At 30.5% G+C, this 20,807-nt stretch carries 18 protein-coding genes and 1 riboswitch; of the genes, 3 read left to right on the forward strand and 15 right to left on the reverse strand.

What is annotated here, in order from left to right; translation table 11 throughout:
* Positions 1-8 precede the first annotated feature (8 nt).
* From KQI89_RS07410 to KQI89_RS07420, 3 genes are read right to left on the reverse strand one after another with little or no spacing between them, the layout of a single operon-like run.
* Positions 9-317, reverse strand: a complete 309-nt coding sequence (locus tag KQI89_RS07410; RefSeq protein ID WP_032122417.1) for a PTS fructose transporter subunit IIB — start codon at positions 315-317, stop codon at positions 9-11.
* A gap of 11 nt (positions 318-328) precedes the next feature.
* Entirely contained in the window at positions 329-787 is a 459-nt protein-coding gene (locus KQI89_RS07415) for a PTS sugar transporter subunit IIA (RefSeq protein ID WP_207706372.1), read from the reverse strand.
* A complete protein-coding gene (locus KQI89_RS07420; protein WP_216456535.1) occupies positions 780-2,762 on the reverse strand; it encodes a BglG family transcription antiterminator in 1,983 nt (660 codons plus the stop codon). The genes KQI89_RS07415 and KQI89_RS07420 overlap by 8 nt, the downstream gene beginning before the upstream one ends.
* A gap of 457 nt (positions 2,763-3,219) precedes the next feature.
* Here KQI89_RS07420 and KQI89_RS07425 point away from each other — a divergent pair, with 457 nt between their 5' ends.
* The gene (locus KQI89_RS07425) at positions 3,220-4,569 is read left to right on the forward strand and encodes an MATE family efflux transporter (protein ID WP_216456536.1); all 1,350 of its coding nucleotides are present in this window, start codon (positions 3,220-3,222) and stop codon (positions 4,567-4,569) included.
* A gap of 339 nt (positions 4,570-4,908) precedes the next feature.
* On the opposite strand, the gene KQI89_RS07430 is transcribed toward KQI89_RS07425, so the two are convergent.
* The 12 genes from KQI89_RS07430 to KQI89_RS07485 all read right to left on the reverse strand — a co-directional run bounded on the left by KQI89_RS07430 (position 4,909) and on the right by KQI89_RS07485 (position 18,106).
* Entirely contained in the window at positions 4,909-5,673 is a 765-nt protein-coding gene (locus tag KQI89_RS07430) for an ABC transporter ATP-binding protein (protein WP_216456537.1), read from the reverse strand.
* 2 nt (positions 5,674-5,675) lie between these two features.
* Positions 5,676-6,710, reverse strand: coding sequence for a FecCD family ABC transporter permease (locus tag KQI89_RS07435; protein ID WP_216456538.1), 1,035 nt, complete (start codon positions 6,708-6,710; stop codon positions 5,676-5,678).
* Positions 6,711-6,713: 3 nt separating this feature from the next.
* On the reverse strand, positions 6,714-7,829 hold the full coding sequence (locus KQI89_RS07440; RefSeq protein ID WP_216456539.1) for an ABC transporter substrate-binding protein: 1,116 nt from the start codon (positions 7,827-7,829) through the stop codon (positions 6,714-6,716).
* 20 nt (positions 7,830-7,849) lie between these two features.
* Positions 7,850-9,061 carry a nitrogenase component 1 gene (locus tag KQI89_RS07445; RefSeq protein WP_216456540.1) on the reverse strand — a complete coding sequence of 404 codons (1,212 nt, stop codon included), beginning with the start codon at positions 9,059-9,061 and terminating at the stop codon, positions 7,850-7,852.
* Positions 9,061-9,879 carry a nitrogenase component 1 gene (locus KQI89_RS07450; RefSeq protein WP_216456541.1) on the reverse strand — a complete coding sequence of 273 codons (819 nt, stop codon included), beginning with the start codon at positions 9,877-9,879 and terminating at the stop codon, positions 9,061-9,063. The genes KQI89_RS07445 and KQI89_RS07450 overlap by 1 nt, the downstream gene beginning before the upstream one ends.
* Positions 9,876-10,715 (reverse strand): nucleotide-binding protein, encoded by an 840-nt coding sequence (locus tag KQI89_RS07455; protein WP_216456542.1) that lies wholly within the window; start codon positions 10,713-10,715, stop codon positions 9,876-9,878. Before KQI89_RS07455 ends, KQI89_RS07450 begins: the two co-directional genes overlap by 4 nt.
* 218 nt (positions 10,716-10,933) lie before the next feature.
* Positions 10,934-11,121: riboswitch (cobalamin riboswitch) on the reverse strand.
* 321 nt (positions 11,122-11,442) lie between these two features.
* The gene (locus KQI89_RS07460) at positions 11,443-12,765 is read right to left on the reverse strand and encodes an MATE family efflux transporter (protein WP_216456543.1); all 1,323 of its coding nucleotides are present in this window, start codon (positions 12,763-12,765) and stop codon (positions 11,443-11,445) included.
* A gap of 34 nt (positions 12,766-12,799) precedes the next feature.
* Positions 12,800-13,570: an ABC transporter ATP-binding protein gene (locus tag KQI89_RS07465; protein WP_216456544.1), complete on the reverse strand. Its 771-nt coding sequence runs from the start codon at positions 13,568-13,570 to the stop codon at positions 12,800-12,802.
* 1 nt (position 13,571) lies between these two features.
* Positions 13,572-14,615, reverse strand: a complete 1,044-nt coding sequence (locus KQI89_RS07470; RefSeq protein WP_246583026.1) for a FecCD family ABC transporter permease — start codon at positions 14,613-14,615, stop codon at positions 13,572-13,574.
* Positions 14,616-14,686: 71 nt separating this feature from the next.
* Entirely contained in the window at positions 14,687-15,727 is a 1,041-nt protein-coding gene (locus tag KQI89_RS07475) for an ABC transporter substrate-binding protein (protein WP_216456546.1), read from the reverse strand.
* A gap of 250 nt (positions 15,728-15,977) precedes the next feature.
* Positions 15,978-17,015: a helix-turn-helix domain-containing protein gene (locus KQI89_RS07480; protein WP_216456547.1), complete on the reverse strand. Its 1,038-nt coding sequence runs from the start codon at positions 17,013-17,015 to the stop codon at positions 15,978-15,980.
* Between the two features lie 122 nt (positions 17,016-17,137).
* On the reverse strand, positions 17,138-18,106 hold the full coding sequence (locus KQI89_RS07485; RefSeq protein ID WP_216456548.1) for a helix-turn-helix domain-containing protein: 969 nt from the start codon (positions 18,104-18,106) through the stop codon (positions 17,138-17,140).
* Positions 18,107-18,524: 418 nt separating this feature from the next.
* Here KQI89_RS07485 and KQI89_RS07490 point away from each other — a divergent pair, with 418 nt between their 5' ends.
* Both KQI89_RS07490 and KQI89_RS07495 read left to right on the forward strand, forming a co-directional pair.
* Positions 18,525-19,253 (forward strand): energy-coupling factor transporter transmembrane component T, encoded by a 729-nt coding sequence (locus KQI89_RS07490; protein ID WP_216456549.1) that lies wholly within the window; start codon positions 18,525-18,527, stop codon positions 19,251-19,253.
* A 28-nt stretch (positions 19,254-19,281) separates the two neighbouring features.
* Positions 19,282-20,802, forward strand: coding sequence for an ABC transporter ATP-binding protein (locus KQI89_RS07495; protein WP_216456550.1), 1,521 nt, complete (start codon positions 19,282-19,284; stop codon positions 20,800-20,802).
* Positions 20,803-20,807 lie beyond the last annotated feature (5 nt).

Consider the following 20,807-nt stretch of genomic DNA (forward strand, 5'->3'; position numbering starts at 1 on the left):
AGTCCCCCTTATTTTACTAGTTTTTCAGCTTCATCAATTACTTTTGCTGTTTTTGATATCGCATCGTTTACATCTACGTTAAGGATTTTTTTATCTTCAAAACGCTCTTCTCCTTCAACAAATACCGCTACAGCCATGATAACAACATCTGCTTCATCAACTTCCTCTTGACTTAACTCATTTTCAATACCTATGCTTCCTTGAGTTTCAATCTTTACTTCATATCCTCTTTTTCTACATTCCTTTTCTAAAGCTTCCTGTGCCATATAAGTGTGCGCAACTCCTGTTGGGCATGCTGTTACTCCTACTACTTTCATATTCTTTCCTCCTATTTTTCTGATAATATATTATTTTCAATTTCATTTAACATTTCATATATTTGTTCTTTATCTTCAGTTAATAACTTTTCTCTGAAATTTTCATCCATAAGTTTTCTACTGATTTGAGCTAATATTTTTAAATGTAACGTTTCTTTTTTATCTTCTGGAACTCCTAATAAAAATGCTAATCTTACTTCTTCATCTTGATTTTCATCCCATTTAAAGTACTTTTCACTTCTTAAGAATGCAATAAAAGCATTATTAACTGCTTTAGATTTTCCATGTGGAATACTAACACCATATCCTATAGCAGTAGAAAATTCACTTTCTCTTTTTTTAACTGCTTCTATATATTCTTCTAAATCAGAGACATATCCTAATTCTACTGATTTTTTTGCTAATGAACTTATAATATCATCTCTATTGGTTAATTTTGAATCTAAAACAATCATATCCTTATTAATCAAGTTCCGTTCCTCCTAAAACTTCGAAAATTTCTTTGCTATTTTTATGTAAAAATAAATTTTCAACTCTTTCTTTTGATTCTACAATTTCATATAATTCAGATAAAATATTTTTTACTTTTTTAATATCTTTTTCTGAAATACTAATTAAAATTATAGTGTTTATATTTTTGCCTCCCCATTTAATATAATTTTTTAAAGTCATAATTCCTAGCCTACTTTTTTTAACTGTTGCAAGTAAAGCATGTGGTATAGCTACAGCTGAATCTAAGGAAGTTGATCCAATCTCTTCTCTTTCTAAAATTGATTCTTTAAAGCCTTCATAGGTCAACCCTTCTTCTTCAAAACAACTTATCATATAATCTAAACATTCTTCCTTAGAGGTATAGTCACAATTCGTAAATATAAATTTTTCATCAATTAGCTCATTAATATATTTAAATTTATATTCATATTTATGAGAAGGTAAATTTATTTTTTTATCATTTATAAAGGTATCTGCATAAATGCTATAAATATTTTTCAAATCTTCATTGGACACTAAAGATGAAACATAAATAATTGGCTTATTACTTATATCTAATTGAACAGATGATATAATCAAATCTACATTATTAATATCATTTTCATAAATTTTTCTTATAGGAACAACTTCTATAATATCTTTAGCTGGTAAAAATCGTTTTATTTTATTTGCAATTAATTCTGAAGAACCTATTCCTGTAGGACAAACTATTAATATTTTTTTTACTTGAGCATTTCTATCTATTGAAGCTTGAAAATGTACCATAACGAAAGCAACTTCGTCTTCTGTTAAAGTAATATCCAGCTTTTTTTCTAATTTAGATATTACATACCAAGTAGCACTTAGAGTTACAGAATATTGCTCTTTTATTTCACTTAATAATGGATTTTCAATTCTTATACCTATACGAATTCTATATATCATGGGAATTAAGTGAAAAATGAGTCCATCATATAATTTTTTATCCTGTGTTAAATCTACATTCATTATTTGACTCATTTCTTTTATAGCTTCTGTTACTATCTCTTCATATTTTTTAGCCTCATCTTTGTTTTTTACTTCTGGTTTAATACAGTAAGCTAATAACTGCTTGTTTAAATAATCTATATCGCCTTTATTAACATTAATATTTAATTTACTTGATATACTTTCTAATGTGTTTTGGGCAACAAAATAAGTTTCTAGAGACTTTATCTCTTCAAATATAAAACTTTTTTTAGAATAAATATGATTATCTTTAGACAGTCTAAACATAAAAATAATTAATGTGATTATTAATGACTTTAAATAATAATATGATAAGGAAATATTTAAAGTTTTTTCTAAATGTGCTACTTCTTCAAAAACAATTTCTACAATGTTTACTGGATAAATTTTTTTTAATATATCTGGTCCATACTTTAAAAAACTTTTTTCATTTTCTACATTTTTTTCTTTTAACAAAAGCTCAGTATATCTTTGTAGTGTATATTGTTTTTGTATCTCACTTCCAATAAATTTCGTTCCCTTTTTATTTGACTGAATTGATACTGTCTTTTCATTTAGCATGGATTGAATTAATTGCATATCATTAGATATAGAGGTTTTGCTAACCCAAAAGTAATCTGCAAGCTTTTGATAAGAAATTATTTTTTCATCAACCAATAACATCCTTATAATTTCTAATTGCCTTTCAGCTATTGTATATTGGTTTTTATCTTCAACTTTATTATTCAAAAACTCCATTACCTGCATCTTTTTTTCTGCATCACCAATTAATTTAATTCCTAGTCCTGGTTTTTTTTCTATTTCCATATGAAAGTTTTGTAAGCATTTATTAATTAATTTTATATCACTATATATAGTGCGAGGAGATACTCTTAAAAAATTTGAATATTCATTAACAGCTTTATAATTAGCTTCATTTATCATAATTTTTATTAAATCTTTTTGTCTAGAATTTAGATCTAACATCTGATCTCCTCCTAACAATTTTAAAAGAAAGTACTACTCTTATGTTTTTACTTTATCATAATTATTATTATTTATATATCACATCATATTTCAACAATGATATTGCAATTATTAAACTCAAACTTCATTATATGAATTTACCAAGTTAAAATAAGGCCTAATAATATACTAATACAATATATAGTTTCTAAAAATAATTATTTTATGTGTAAATGTTTTCTCATTTATAATAATTATCCAAGTAATAAATTTTTAATCCTTTTTTCATTATTTAAAATCCTTATATTAGTAGATAGCATGTACTAGTTTTTTATACAATCGATACAGAGAATCATTATTAAAATATTAGAGAATATGTCCACTGATATTAAGGGAGGTAAGAATATAGAATCAGTTTGTGGCAAAGTTATTAGCACTCAATATTTTAAAGAATAATTTGAGAAAAGGAAGGATCATTATGAATAAGAATCGTGAAGAATTAATTAATGGTAATATGTTTACATTGCTTTTAAAACTTTCAATTCCAGGAATTATAGGAATGTTAGTTATAGGTTTATATAATTTATGTGATGCTATTTTTGTTGGAAAATTGGTAGGGGAAACCGCTTTAGCTGCTGTAAGTATCTCCTCTCCACTTACCTTCATAAACAACTGTATTGCTGTACTTGTAGGTGTTGGCTCATCTTCAATTTTATCTCGAGCTATTGGATCAAAAGATAATGAGGTTGTGGATAAAATTTTAAGTAACTTAATACTATCTGTATTAGTCTTGTCATTGATTGTAACTATATTAGGATGCTTATTTGCAGAAAACTTACTTAGCTTTTCAGGGGCTAAAGGAGAAATATTAAAATCAGGAACAAGCTATTTAAGAATAGTTTATATTGGCTCATTTTTTGTTAATTTTTCGCAAAGTGCTAATATGCTCATAAGAGGAGAAGGAAAAATGAAAGAAGCTATGAGTATTATGGCATTTGGTGCAGTATTAAATATTATCTTAGATCCAATATTTATAAAAACTTTAGATTTTGGTATTGAAGGTGCCGCTATAGCTACAATAATTGCACAAATAATCCAGGCCTTCATTACATTTATGTACTTTAAACGTAATAAATCACTCCTTTCAGTGAATAAATTAAAGTTTGCTTTCGATTTAATGCCCGAGATACTATCCATAGGTGGTTCGGCAGCAATGATGCAACTTATGTATCTAGTACAACAAACTGCTTTGTACAAGCTTACATCTATATATGGTGGTGATGAACAATTAGTATTAATGGGTGTAGCACTTAAAATTTTAATGTTTACATTCATACCTATATGGGGCATAGGACAGGGACTTCAACCTATAGTAGGAATGAACTTTGGTGCCCAAAAATATAATCGTGTTAAAGATGCTGTTAAAATCTTTAGTATAGCTTCTACCATATTTATTGGAGTGTTATGGGGTTTTTATATGATTAATCCTCGAGTTGTTTTAGGTTGGTTTATTAATGATAGGACTCTAATTGAAACTGGGGCTAAGTTCTTTAGACTTATGTTTTTAACCTTCCCGGTATCAGGAGTTATAGTTATGTCTATGACATTTTTCCAATCCATAGGTAAGGGGGGAAAATCTGCACTAATAAGTATTTTAAAGCAGGTAGTACTTTTCATGCCTATAGCTATAATCCTTACTAAATCTGTTGGAATTAAAGGAACATGGTTAGCTTCTCCAGTTACTGATGCAATAGTTTTTATACTTTCTATTGTTCTTTTATCTATTGAATTTAAAAAGTTATATAGTATAAAGTCTTCAGATAATTAAAATATTAATTACATTAAATGTTACCAATTAATATGAATATAAATATCCTTACTTACGCAATGCGTTATTATAAAAATTGATAGTAGTAAGAATATAGAAATATAGAAACAGACTATGTATAAGCTATAAATCTAAAGAATTAGTTTTGTACAATTTTGAATGTGCAAAACTAATTCAAAACTACCTTTCCTTAATGTTCCGTTAAAATCTTTCTATAGATACCTCTTCACAAGATTTTATTTCCTTAGGCTTTATTACAACATCATACATATCTAGAGACATTTTATTCATATAAAATTAAACATTAAATTTCCATTATAATCAATAAGATAAATTATTTTATACTGCTACAATTGTTCTTAAATTCATATTCTCATGCACATAGGAAACAATTTTAGCATCAACATCAAAATATTTTTTAATATTCTCTTCTGTGATTAAATCATTTGTATTACCAATTAAGTAATTCCCGTCACCTAAAAGCAATGTTTTATCTGATATCTTTAGAGCATGATCAGGATAGTGTGTATTTATTATGCAAGCTAAATCTTTTTCATTAGCTAATCTCCTTATAAGTTTCATTACCATGAGTTGATTTTTAAAATCTAAATGTGATTCTGGTTCATCTAGTATTAAGAGTTTTGGATTTGATACCAATGCTCTAGCAATATACACCAATTGCAACTGTCCTCCACTTAATTCTGTACAAGAACAATTCTTTAAATCTTGTATGCCAATTTCCTCAATAATTTCATCAACCTTAATCATATCTTGTTTAGATGGTGTTGAGAATAATCCTATATGCTTAGCCATCCCCATGCTGATCATTTCACTTACTGTATATGGAAAAGGTAAATTATGCCCTTGAGGCACATATCCTATATCATTCATACCATCCTTTAAGTTAATGCTTTTTCCATGGATAAAAGCTTCACCTTTTTCCCATTTGAGTATGCCTGTTAAGCATTTTAGCATAGTTGTTTTTCCAGTACCATTTTTCCCTAGTACAGCCATTACTTCGTTTTTATCCAAGAAGAAAGAAATGTCCTTTAAAAGCATTTTTTTTCCTGGGTACCTATAATAACAGTTTCTTAATTCTACCATAACTACCACTCTCCTCTTGATCTTCTCACATTTCTTAATAGAAAAGCAAAAAATGGAGCTCCTAATAATGAGGTTATAATTCCAATTGGTATTTCAACACTAGATGCAGATCTTGCAATAATATCCACAAGTGTTAAAAAAATAGCTCCTAAAATACATGATGCTGGAATTAAATCTTTATGGTCAACACCAACCAGTATTCTACTTATATGTGGAATAACTAGTCCAACCCAACCTACTATTCCAACAACTGATACAGATGCCGCTGTTAAAACAGTAGAAATGAATATGGCCACAAATCTTATTTTTACTGGATTAATTCCTAAAGAAAGAGATTCTTCATCACCCAATGATAATATATTTATTCGCCATCTCAAAAGATTTAGCATTATAATTCCTATCATAATAGGCACAATAACTAATTTCAAATCTTCGTAAGTAACCTTTGCAAAACTTCCCATCAACCAATAGGTAATTGCTGGTAGTTTATCATATGGATCAGCAACATATTTAACCAAGGAAATCAGCGCAGAAAATATTGATGATACTATCATGCCAGACAAAACCAAAGACATCATAGATACCTCTTCTCTAGCTTTTGCAAAGAAATAAGTTAAAAATACACTAAAGATACCAAATCCAAAAGCATATAAGGGAGTTATTCCAGAAATACCAGTAAAAAGTATTGCTAAAACTGCTCCAAACCCAGCACCACTACTTACGCCTAGCACATCTGGACTAACAAGGGGATTTTTGAATAAACCTTGATATGTAGCCCCTGAAACAGATAAAGCAGCTCCAATTAGCATACTTAAAATAGTCCTTGGTAACCTAATTCCAATAACAATAGATGATTCCATTGCAGATGCATTTAAGTTAGTATTGAATATGCCATTAATAAGTATATTTAAAACTGTTTTTGGGGAGATAACATATCTCCCTAAAAACAGTGATGCAAAAAAGGTTAAAATCATTGCTATAATCATAAAACTCCATTTTGCAGTTTTATTCTTTTTAAATACCTTAGACTTGTCCATATTTTATTTTCCATTCAGTTCTTTTTGTAAAACTGAATCAACCTCCTCTTTAGTTATATCATGATTCAAGAATTCATTATAAAAACTTTTAATATCCTTTTCTAAGTCAAAATCATTAAATACATCAGGTTGTAACTGCTTAGCAATCCATTTAATCATAAGTGGTGTTTCAGCACATGGTGCATCCCATCTGTAAATTCCCATAGGTGCTTTTAGAACTTTATTGTTTTTTACAGCATCTATATTTCTCCAATCTTGTCCTTCAATTTTATTGTTCATTATATCTTCTGGTTTAAAATTAGAAAAATTGCTCATAATAATTATTTCAGGATTCCATTCCATTATTTGTTCCATAGTCACATTTACCCATTGACCAGACACCTGTTTTGCTACGTTTTCCCCTCCAGCCATTTCAATAAAATTTGTATTAACTGCTCCAGCTCCAGCTACTTTAAGTTGATCATCTCTTAAGTACAAAACTCTTGGTTTTTCAGTACCCTGGATTTCATCCTTTTTCCAATCAAAATATTTTATGGATTCCTTATGATAATCAACTAGCTTTTTAGCCCTATCTTCTTTTCCAAGTAATTGACCTATAACATCCATTCCATTTTGCAAATCTTCTAATGAACCATATTTTAAAGATACTGCTGGTATACCAACACTCTTTAATTGTTCAATTTCTTTTTCTTGATAATCCCATACAATTATAGCATCTAAATTTAGCTTACCACTCTCTTCCATATGTATTGCAAAATCGTTTCCTACAAAATTAGTAGAAGCCTCATTTAATTCTGGTGCCATAGATTTTAAAATACTCTTTTGGTATGATGTCTTTGCTGAAGGATGCATCCCTACAATTCTTTCACCAGAACCATCTACTGCATATGCTATAGATGCCCAAGGAATTGGAACAACAGCTATTCTTTCTATCTCTTGCTTTAATTCAACTTTTTTACCTGTTGTATCTGTTATGATCTTTTTTCCTTCTGAAGTACTAACATTTGTATTTCCTGCATCAGTTGCTTTCTGTTTCGTTGAGCAACCTACCAGTCCAAATAGAGTTAAAGCTAGAACAATAGTAAATCCTTTTATAAAAAACTTATTTTTTTTCTTCATATCAAACTACCTCCTTTAAATTAAACCTCTGACTTTAAAAACTTTTTAAAATATTCAAATCCCATCTTTCCTACATATTCATATTCCATCTTTGCAAACTCCCTACCACTTAGACCTATGTGAGGTAATGGTATAAAAATTTTATTATCCTCCTTTCTAATAAATATTGTATATAGTGGATCAGCGATGATAATATCAGCTTGACTAATATATTTTGCTACATGTTCTTCATCTTCAACAAAAATAACTTGTGAAAATAAATCTTCTTTATAAATTTCTCTGCTCTTTTTAGTAGAATTTAAATTTGTTATTATGGTTATGTTATTTATTACGAAATCAGCTCTTAAGCATTCTCTGATTCCTATTGAAGTTAAAGGTTCTCCTATAATTAAAACGTTTTTATTAATATATTCATTGATACCCCTTAATTCTGTTCTCGTGACTATGGATTCTTCAATTTCAGATAAATCAACATTAAGGTGAGTTCCTAATAATTTCAATACTCTTGAGATTCCATTCAATCCTACAGGTATATCCATAAAATATGGGATATGAAACTTCTCTTTAAAATATTCAGCAGCACCTACACCTTCCGGTGATATCACAAAATTAACTGCTGCTTTTGCAGCCTCAGTGATACTTTTTATACATCCATCTGATGCAAAGAACGTCACTTTTAATCCTATATTTTCTAGTACTTTTACCAACTCATTTAGATGATACTTATAACCCAACGCAATAGTAGAATATCCTATCACATTGATATGTTTTGGATTTCTAACTGCCTCCTTAGATAATCCTTTAGCAAGCATTAATAGTCCTTCATAAATCCCAACATTATAGCTTTCAAATCCATTGGTATTAAAAATAATTACAGGAATTTTGGTTTTTCTCTCTAACTCTTCAGCTATTTTTTGAAAATCCACATTTGTAATATTAGAAACTGGTGTCCCTATAATTGAAATGAATTCTAAGTTGGGATTATTTAAAACAAGTAATTCTGCTTCTGCTAAAAATTTATCATCTACTCCCATAATGACATCAATATCACTCAAATTAGATTTATAAAAAAACACATTATCAAAATTTCTTATTTCATCTACTTCAACAATGGGATGGACACATCCACTTGGTGTATACAGTATATTTAGTGAGTTTAGTTCAAATAAAATTGAACAAACTCCAGAATAGTCACTAGCTAAAGGAGGAATCCTATTCCATAATTTATGCATCATCTATCACCTTGTCTTCCATTCATTTTATTAATTTCCATAGTAACCATTTCCTCTGAACACTCTATTGAGGTAACAAAGTAGGGAATCTTGAAATTCTCTTTTAGATATTCCGCTATGCTAACTCCAAACCTATCAGTAACAACACTAAAAGTTGCTTTACTAAGGTTTTTAAAATCATTGAAAGATTCACATTCTGTAAATTCCTGAAGTTTTAAATCCCCCTTATTTTTTAGCACTGTTTTCAATTGACATTGTTCAATTAGTTTTTGTTCTCCAAGAATATTAATAATAGGACTAACCTTAGTTTTATCATAAGAACTGTCTTCAGCATACACATCAAGTATTTCTGAAAAAATTAGGCTCAATCTTTCTTTTGGAGTTATACGTCTTTTAGAAAGCGGTCCTCTTTTAAAAAGTTTCACTGGAATACCGTAACGCTCCTCTATCCTTTTGAAAATACTGTCAAAGTCACTTCCTATAAGAATATCAATGCATGAAATATAAACAATCACAGCTTTAATTTTTCTATTTTCAATAGAAATAATTTTATCTAACACTTTCTCTGTCACTTCCAAGTGCTGAGATGATGCTAAATCATTTTGGCTCATACTTTGTATATGTAATCTTTCATTTTGCCCCTCTCTCAAAGCTCTAAAATACAGAACTCTTAAGCAAGATTCTGGTCCTATAGCTAAAACATGTATATCTGGAATACTCAATGCTAGATTAATAATCCCCATACAACTCTCTTTATAAACTGCTTTGGTAAAAAAATCATTACTCTTGTGGCTATTAGAAAGTTTATCCATACTCATTTTTTCATCTCCATTTGCAATGCTTCTTTTCTAAACGCCTCTAATTCAAAATCTTCCAATGGACTTGGTACATTAGTTTCATTGCTGCTTTTTATAAGATAAGCTAAGCTTATAAAAGTTTCGCATAGTTGTGAATCAGGTAACGCTTCAAAGACTGTTTTCCCCATTAATTCAGATATACCAATTTCATTAGTAAAAGGAATATCCTTTAAAACATTGATATTGGTATTTTTTGCAAAACTTTTAATTATTTCATCTTTAGAGTTATCCGTTCTCCGGTTATGAATAAGTCCTCCAAAAATATTCTTTTCTTTGTCTGAAAACGTAGAAACGCTTTTTAATATGTTATTAGCAGCATAAATGGACATAAACTCTGAAGATGAAACAATATATACCTTATCAACATATTTTTCACGCATAGGTACTGCGAATCCACCACAGACTACATCCCCTAAGACATCATAAATAACTATATCCCAGGGCTTATTAAATACACCAAGAGTTTGTAATTCTTCAGTCATCATTGTTATTCCCATACCTGCACATCCCATACCTGCTTTGGGACCTCCCGCTTCTATACATGCAATTTCATTAAATCCATAATGTAAAATATCTTTTTCTTCTATATTTGTTCCTTTTTTTCGAATCACTTCCATTACAGTAGGAATCTTATGCCCCACTAAATTTCTTGTGGAATCACCTTTGGGATCACATCCAATATGTAGAACTTTTAATCCAATTTTTGAAAAAGCAGCAGATAGATTAGTGGCTATAGTGGATTTCCCTATACCTCCTTTTCCATAAAGAGCAATTTTCAAAACCTTCTTATTCAACATAATTTTATCCTCCTTTCAATTCTTACTTTGATAAAGCCAGTTATTAACCCTATTGAATTTTACAAAACAAAACTTTCTTAACCTTATAACCTTTTCAATATTTCTAAAAAATTGCTAACAAAAAAGCCACTTATCATATAGATAAGTGGCTTAAACAGGCAATAAAATAAAAGTATAATATTAGTCCGTATTGTTTTGCCCCTATCATCCGTAGGGTTATTAACAAATCAATACAGGCAGGTCTTCTGACTCAAGCTTCAACACTATTTATGCCTTCCCACCTTATTAAAGGCAGTGGCAATTATAAATAGCTCAACTATTACAGCAGCGGGACTGTGTAGGATTTTCACCTCTCTTCCCTATTATCCATGAAGTTCATTCACAGACCTGTATCATTATTATTCAATTGTTTTCATGTTAACCTCTTTACTGTCTAATGTCAATATTGTTATTTCCAATTGATAGTAAGCATAATCAAACCTTTGAATTTTTACGGAATTTCTTTGGAAGCAACACCCCTAATCAATAGGTGTTATGATAATAACTTTTCATGAATTTCATAATTGTACAATTTGAAATGTACAAATCTAATTCAAAACTGTAATCTATTAATTTTGAAGGTGGAAATCCACCTTCTAATTCATGAGTTTTATGAAAAACAGGATTTAGTGCTACAATCAAGAAGATTTTTAAGTTAATAAGTATAGCAAATCACCAGAGGCAATCACTATTTTATCATTATTTTTTTATACATTGCGACTCCTAAAGCATCCGATAAAAACCATCCAATAGGTATTGCTAAACAAATTCCAGTAAACCCTAAAGGTGTCAAGGCTAGTCCATATGCCAAGACTACTCTTGTTACCTGTGAAACAAAAGTCAGCATAATAGACACTTTAACCTCTCCAAGTCCTCGATAAAATCCATAAAACATTTGTAAAAATCCAAGCAGTATATAAGTTACACACACAATACGCAAATAGTATACACTAACTTCAATAACATCTAGTGCTTCTTTTTTAACAAAAATCAATACCAACTGCGGCGCAAAAACAAAAACCAGTATAGAGATACCCAAAGAAAATATAATTATAATTTTAGAAACACCCCGAATTCCTTCACGAATTCTTTTCGTATTATTCGCCCCTTTATTTTGTGCAACATAGGTAGATAAAGCATTACCAAAATCTTGCATAGGTATATTAGCAAAAGAATCAATCTTTGAAGCAGCTGCAAAGGCTGCCATTACGATTGCTCCAAAGGTATTAACAAGTCCTTGAACCATCATCATACCAAAACTTGATGCTGATTGTTGCACAGCCGTTAAAATAGAGTAGCTGGCTATTTTCTTAAACATCTGTCTGTGAAATATAATATCTTCACGGTTAAATTCAAGAAAATTCATACGTTTAATTGTATAGATAGCGCAACTAATTGCTGAAACACCTTGTGCAATAAATGTTGCCAGTGCAACGCCTGTCACTTCCATATTTAAAATTACAACAAAAAACAAGTCCAAAATTATATTAATGATAGCAGATAAAATTAAAAAATAAAGAGGAGATTTTGAATCGCCAACAGCCCTAAGTAAAAATGAAAAACTATTATAGACTCCTGAAAAAATCAGTCCTGCAAATATAAATCTTAAATAGTTGGCAGCATATGCTCTTGTTTCCACTGGCATCTGGAACAAATGAATGATTTGATTCATAAACAGTGACGTTATAACAGTAAGAGTAATGCTTACAACTAAAATGAATATAAAGGAAGTTGAAATGGCTTTTTTCAACTCTTCATACTGCTTTGCACCAAATAATTGAGAAAAAAGTGCAGAGGCTCCCATAGAAAGCCCAATCAAAATAGATGTTACAAATGTCATAATTGCAAAGGATGAACCAACGGCAGCTAATGCCTCTTTCCCAACAAATCGACCAACGATAATTGTATCAACAATATTATAAAATTGTTGAAACAGATTGCCAATAAACATAGGAATTGCAAATCCAATGATAATATTCATTGGTTTTCCTTTTGTCATATCAGTTTCCATAGTAAGAACCTTCTTTCTTGTAAATAAAACTTTTTTAATTGGATGGAGGTATATACGCCATGGCCAAACCACCAGTTACGGGATTCACGTAGATCTCACAATCAATTTCAAATACTTGTTTTACAAGTTCTTTAGTTAAAACCTCATCAGGCTTTCCATAGGTGACTATTTCCCCATTTTTTACAACATATAAAATATCGCAATAAGTTGCGGCAAGGGGAAGATCATGCAATGCAGTCAAAGTTCCCACTTTTAAAGATTTAACAATAGATAAAATCTGCAACTGATATTTAATATCCAAATGGTTTGTGGGCTCATCAAGAACTAAAAATTTAGGTTCTTGTGCAATAGCCCTTGCTAATATAACCCTTTGCTTTTCCCCACCAGAAAGAGTTAAGTAACTTCGATCCGAGTATGAAAGTAAATTCACTTTTTCAAGAGCAGCATCCACAATTTTATAATCTTCTTTATTATGGGATTCCATTAAGTGCTTATGAGGAGTTCTACCCATCATAACCATTTCATAAACAGTAAAATCAAAGCTTAAATCATTAAATTGTCCAACCACACTCATTCTTTTTGAAATTGACTTTGGGCTGGATTTCAAAACATCTTCCCCATCTAAAAATACGGAACCTTGTTTAGGTTTAATTACTTTATATATACTTTTTAGCAATGTGGATTTGCCGCATCCATTAGGCCCAATAATACCTACAAATTGTCCACTCTCAACATAAAGAGAAATGTCTTTTACAATATTGGTGCCCGAAATTACAACATCAATATTATCAACCTTTAAGTTCATATTACTTTCCTCCAAACCCATAGCTTTTCTTCATCAACATATACATAAATACAGGAGCTCCAAGAAGGGATGTTACAATACCAATTGGAAGTTCTCCATTTGGAATAATTATTCTTGCAAAAATATCTGTCCAAATTAAAAATATTGCACTAAAAAGAATAGCCGTTGGTAAAAGCCGTTTATGATCGGAGCCAACAACACTTCTTACAATATGAGGAACAATTAATCCAACGAATCCGATAATACCACAGGTTGATACAATTACCCCTGTGACAACAGATGAAATCACCATATATAACCTTCTGTAAAAATTGAGATTTATCCCAAGAGTAACTGCTGTTTCATCCCCCATCAGCATAACATTCATTACCTTTGATTGAGATAAGAAGAAAAGAGTAGCTATAATTGTAACAAGGGTAATCACCGGTAACTTGCCCCACTTTGCAGAAGCAAAACTGCCCATTGTCCAGAAAGTTATAGAACGGATACCTTCTGCATCTTTGGCAAAATAAATAATAAAGTTCGAAAGTGCACTGCATAAAGCATTGATCACCGTTCCAGCAAGAACTAACTTAATGGAAGACATTTTACCACCAACGCTTGCAAGAAATAAGACCATGGTGGCAGATCCTAATGCACCAATAAAGGCCCAAAAAGCAACGCCCATTTCCCCAATGATACCAGCAGTACTAAAACCCATCATAATGGAAAATGTTGCACCTAAAGAGGCACCAGATGAAATACCTAATATATATGGATCGGCCAAGGGGTTCTGTACAGATGCTTGCATAATTGTTCCACACAAAGTAAGACCTACTCCAGCAATCATGGCCAACAATACTCTTGGAAAACGAATTAGCCAAATAATATCCACAAACATCCCTGACGTAAGTCCAGTAACATCACCCATTTGTATACCAGTTAATTTATAAATCAATATTCGAAAGGACTCAGTAAAAGGAATGGACACTTGTCCTATAGATACTGAAATGACAACAGAAAATACAGTAGCCACAATTAATGCAATGATTATTGAAGTAAACATATATCGGCTTTTTAATACAGAATTAAAATTTATCGAAGTGACTTTTCTAGCACTTTGCTTTATCTTTGATGTCATTCTTCCTTCCCTCCAAATAATTTAGGATGAATAAACTCTGCCACATCCTCATATAGGTTCACAAGTTCAATACCGCCATTTATTGCACTTGTATATTCCGCTACCATAACATTGCCTGTTTTTATTGCATTAACATTTTGAAGTCTTTCGTTTGAAAGTAATTTATTTTTTATAGCTTCACTATCTGGTTGCTGAAATTCTGTTATGATAATTTTTTCCGGATTGGCCTCAATGATTGCTTCAATTGACATCTCAATATATCCGTCCTTTGACAACTTCATATATTCTCCTCCTGCGCCTTCAATCATTTCATCAATCATGCACCATGAAGGTGGATAGTAATAGTAGGTATCACGTGCGCTACCGATAAACAATACTTTTGGAGTTTCCTCAGCTCCTTCAGCTATCTTTTTAATCTCAGCAATTCTAGAATTCTGCTCTTTTAGGTACGCATCTGTTCTGTCTGTAACGTTAAATGTGAGTCCAAAATTGTTTATTTCTTTAAAATATTCATCAATACTACGCCCCACTGTAAAGTTAACAGCTGAAATCACTGGAATTCCTCGATCATTCCAAAAAGAAATATCTCCCAATGAATCTTCTCTAAAAGCTGAAGAAATTGAATAAATGATGTCCGGTTGCAATGCAAGCACAGATTCTTTAGATGGCAACAATTCTGTGATAAGAGGCAACTCAGCAATTTGATCATCATATTTTGAAAAGGATTTGTCTATATATCCTAGTCCAATAACTTTTTCCTTTTGCCCAAATTCAATCATAAGCTCAGCCACTGCTGATCCAACTACTACAACCTTTTGGGGTTCTTTTTCAATGGTTTGTATTACCTCTTTCCCTTCCTTCGTATAAATCTTAATTTCAACAGGATAATCATCCCCCCTTTTAAAACTATGGATTTCTTGCTTTTGTACCATACTGCTCTGCTCTTGACTATCTTTACTTTTCATAGATTGAGAGCATCCCACAAAGCCTAAAATTAAAATACCTCCTATGAATAATGTGACATATTTTTTTAACATTTTTACCTCCTTATGTATTGTAACTTTTACAAACTTATATTTCTTCTCAAGAACTATAATACAAAACAATTCATATTAACTATATTGATGTAGTCACTGTTTCTATTGAGAAAAAAACTTTAAAGCTAATGACAATGTATATTAGCTTTAAATGTTATTTAAATATGTCTATATCTAGTAAATTTTTCTAATAAAATAAGCCACAAGTATAATACCTGTGGCAATTTAAATAAAAGAATTATTTTAAATTTTAGTTTACAAGTTTTAAAGAGTCCTCTTTATATTGCATTGGAGTTACTCCAAACTTTTTTTTAAAAGCATAACAGAAATTACTTGGATTTGAATAGCCTACATCAAAAGCAATTTCATTGATAGATTTATCAGTATCTAATAATAGTATAGTAGCACGCTCCAGACACATTTTTCTATGGTATCTAAATATTGTGTCCCCATATACTGCTTTAAACCCTTTCGCCAATTTATTCTTATTTATTGCTAACTGTTTTGATAGAATATTTATGGTGGGAAGTTCGTACAAATTTTTCATTAATACCTCTGGTATCTTTTTTATCTGATTAATTTCAAATTCATCCAGTTGCAACTGATTTATTCTGCTTGTTCCTAGAATTTCATAGGATACTATCTTTGATAATATCTCCATTACCTTACTTTCAAAAAATAGAATTTTTGATTTCTCTGGTAAACTACAATTAAATATTTGCAAAAATATATTAGCGATTTCAGGAGAAATATTTATTCCTTGATAATACTGATTTCGAAGTTCATTTTCTAACTCCTCTATTGTATCCTCCCATAGTTTAATCCCACAACTGCCAAAATATGATTCTATAGCTGATTTTTCAGTAGTAATTGAAATCCCTTGATATTTCTGACCTGCACAATTAATTACCCTTCCACAAGTTTCACGAGACATTGATATAGAAAGTTCATTTTTAGAAAGATAGGTATTGCCCACTTTATCTTCATGAATATTTAAACACCCATCAACACAATATTCTATTTCAAAGTATTCTTCTGATAGATCAAATTCTGTTATCATATCATGATTAAATATTGTATCATAAATTATAAGCATCACATTTCCCATGAGTTTATAAAATTTTATACATCCTTTGCCATATTCAGGTTTTATATCATATATAATTTCTTTCTCATTATTAAAATTCATATAATCTCGTATTGTTGCAAACTTATTGCGTATTGATGAATATTGCATAAGCATTGATGAACATCCTTTTTTTGTATTTATATAAAATTTATGTTCCATTCAGTATCCCCCTCCTTCCCTTAAATAGGTCTTTTTTCTTCTTATGCTTTATTTCAAGGTTTATATAATCCATATGAAAATCAAGCATATTTACATTAATATAGGTTTATTAGTAAGCATAATTAAACCTTTGAATTTTTACGGAATTCCTTTGGAAGCAAACCAGTATTTTTATGAAATAATTCAGAAAATCGACTTGCATTTTTATACCCTACAATCTGTGCCACTTGATTAATATTTAAATCTGTATTCAAAAGTATGTGTTCTGCTTCATGCATCCTTCTATTTTGTATATACTCAGTAATTGTGCATTTATAAACTCTTTTAAATGTATATTTTAACTTAGTTATACCCATGCAGGCAATCCTAGTAAGTTGCTCTAGATGAATATCAAAGGCATAGTGGTGGTCAATATATTTAGCTACAGTTCTTATCCTATCCATATCTTCATTTGATATTTTTTTAGCTTGTGATGTAGGCGGCATAGTCTTTGATTTATCAACTACTAGAGAAATAGCTTCTGCCACCTTACTTTCGTAAAATAGCTTTGCTGACATACCAGTTCCACGATAATTCTTAACTTGTTTTAATAAATACACTAACTCAGGAAAATCTTTGGCGCCATCTATGCTTAAAAAAGCAGAGCATGGATTTTTATACTCCCCAGGGTATTGTTTTTGTAAATAATCGTTGTAGTATTCTGGCATAATTTCAATACCAATAGAACGCACAGGAATGTTTTTATGAAATAGAGCTTGATACAAATTATGATTTCCTATAAAACCTCTAATACAGCCACAGGTTATTCGTTTATATGGTTTAAATTCTTCTCCTGATCCAGATTTTAAATAACTTATGCTTAAATATTCTGGAATCTTATATTCAATAAATATATCTTCGAAAAATACAAAATCATGAATAGAGATAGAAAATAAGTTTTTATGGGTATAAACCCAATAGTGTCCTGAACCTTTTTCAGGGGGAACTGAATAACATATACCTTCACTGTTAAATCCCTTAAATTCTTTATCTAAATGAAAACCATACTTCATTAGGCATGGATCATGTATTTCTTTTAAAATATTCTTCATTTCATTCTCTCCTTATATCATGATTAGACGAATAAATACCTGAAAGGTGCATCTATATTAAAATCATATTAAAGGCTTAAGTGTATATTTGTACATTGTATATGAATGTTAGTTAACACTAACTTAAAATCATTATATCGCCTTATGAATTAATGGACAAGCACATCACAAGAACATTTTTGTAATGGTAATGTATTTATTTATGAAGGATAGTATTACACCATCAAATTTTACAACCAGCTTGAGTAACTTTTAAAAGAAAAAGAAATCTATAAAAATCCTTATTATGCCAGGATTAGACGAAAGTATACCATGATTAGACGAAGGCTATAGAAAGGATTGAAAAGTAAAAAAACATAATGTATTATGATTAGGTGGTTAGTCTACACTAACTCCTGAAATTTAGGAGGTGAGAGCATTGAACAATGGAATAGAATTTAAAGCATCGAAACCTGATCCCAGAGTGCTTATATTTCAAGTGATAGTTGTAGCAAGTCTCAATTTTGTAATAAATCGTCCTATAGAGCTATTACTTTTGTTTCTTTTAATGGCTATTTTAATGCTGTTTCATGGGATGATTTCCATAGCTATCCGGTTTTCAATTACTTATTTATTACTATATATAGGTAATGCCTTACTTATGTATCTAAAAATCCCCCTTATTACCATGATGTTTACAACACTTATATTTTTGTGCCTTCGGTTATTTCCAGTTTACATGGCATGTATTATATTAATTCAGAAAACTTACATGGATGAGCTTTTATTTGCCTTGGAGAAAATGCATATTCCAAAAGTACTAATTCTTCCACTAGCTGTGGTTTACCGTTATGTTCCAACCATCAAAGATGAAATAGTACAAGTAAGAGAAAACTTAAAGATGAGGGGATTAAATACTTCTTTTATTGGGATATTAACACATCCTATGAGTGCTGTGGAGAATTTTATGATACCGCTACTAATCAGAAGTGGAAAAATATCTGAGGAACTATCAGCTGCTTCATTATGCAAAGGGCTTGATACAGAACATAAAAGAACATCATGTACAAATGTACACTTTGAAATAGGAGATGTTATTTACTGCTTTGGATGTATAGCTGTTTCTGTGTTATTTATACTAATTAATAAAAGTAATATTTTTGCTTGAATAATTTAAAGAAGGGAGGGGATTTCTTTTGGCTGAGAATCAAAGTAAAGAAAAAAAGAACAACACTGATAAAAGTGTGATTGAATTTAATAATGTTAATTTTACATATGAAGGTAGTGATGAAAAAAGCCTGTTAGATTTCAATTTAAAGATAACTCAGGGTGAATTTATTGTACTTACAGGTGAAAGTGGCTGTGGAAAAACAACAGTAAATCGATGCATAAACGGTTTGATACCAGAATTTTATGATGGTAAGTTAGAAGGAGACGTCATAATCTCTGGTATGGATATTAGTAAAGTTCCACTTAGGGAAATTTCAAGAGAAGTAGGTTCTGTTTTTCAAGATCCTCGCTCACAATTTTTTACCTTACATGTAAAAACGGAGATACCATTTCCAAGTGAAAATTATGGAATTCACAGAGAGAAAATACAAAATAGGGTAAAAGAATCTATAGAAGATTTAAAGCTGCATTCTTTAATGGACAGACAGATTTTCAATTTATCCAGTGGTGAAAAACAAAAAATTGCAGTTGCTTCTGTTTATGCGTTAAAACCTAAAATATATGTTTTAGATGAACCTTCAGCAAATCTAGATATGGAAGGAACTAGACAACTTTCTGAGGTTTTAAAAATACTTAAAGCCAAGGGACATACCATTATTGTTTCTGAACACAAACTATATTACTTAAAGGATTTAGCAGACAGGGTAGTTATAATGGAAAAAGGTAAAATAAAGAAAACCCTTAAAGGAGAAATTTTTTCAAAGAAACCTAATCAGTGGTTTGATGATATAGGACTTCGCCATGTTGCACTAGACACACTTCCAATTCCAGACTTTAAAAATTTTTCTGTAAAAGAAGAAAAATCTCCCTTACTTCAGGTGAAAAATCTTGCCTTTGGTTATAAGATGGGAAAAAGGTTGTGGTTTGATGTATCTTTTGATGCCAATGAAGGTGATATTATAGGAATTGTAGGAAAAAACGGCACTGGAAAAAGTACCTTAGCAAGAGTACTCATGGGACTTACTAAACAAAAGGATGGAAAGATATACATAAATGGAAAGCCAGCAGGAAATAGATGTCGTATTAAAAATTCTTTCTATGTTATGCAGGATGTTGATTATCAATTATTTGCTCCAAGCGTCTGGGAAGAAATCCTGGTTGGTATAAAACCAACAAAAGATATACAGGAGAAGGCAGAGAAGTACCTTAAATTATTTCATTTAGAAAACTATAAAACAGCTCATCCCGCTTCACTTTCAGGCGGTGAAAAACAGCGTCTTGCCATTGCTCTTGCATGTATGCAACATAGTAAGTTTTTATTTTTGGACGAGCCTACCAGCGGATTAGATGCAAAAAACATGAAAATAATTAGCGGCATTTTAAAAGAACTAGCAAAAGAGGGTAGGTGCATTTTTGTAATTACCCATGACTACGAGTTTGCATTAAATACATTTAACCGCTTATTATCTTTTGATGATAATGGAAAATTCAGCAGTTTTCCATTCCATAAATATTCAAGTGAATTACTTTATTCAAGAATTGTATAATAGAG

It is taken from the genome of Clostridium simiarum (assembly GCF_018919175.1).
Classification (GTDB): Bacteria; Bacillota; Clostridia; order Clostridiales; family Clostridiaceae; genus Clostridium_L; species Clostridium_L simiarum.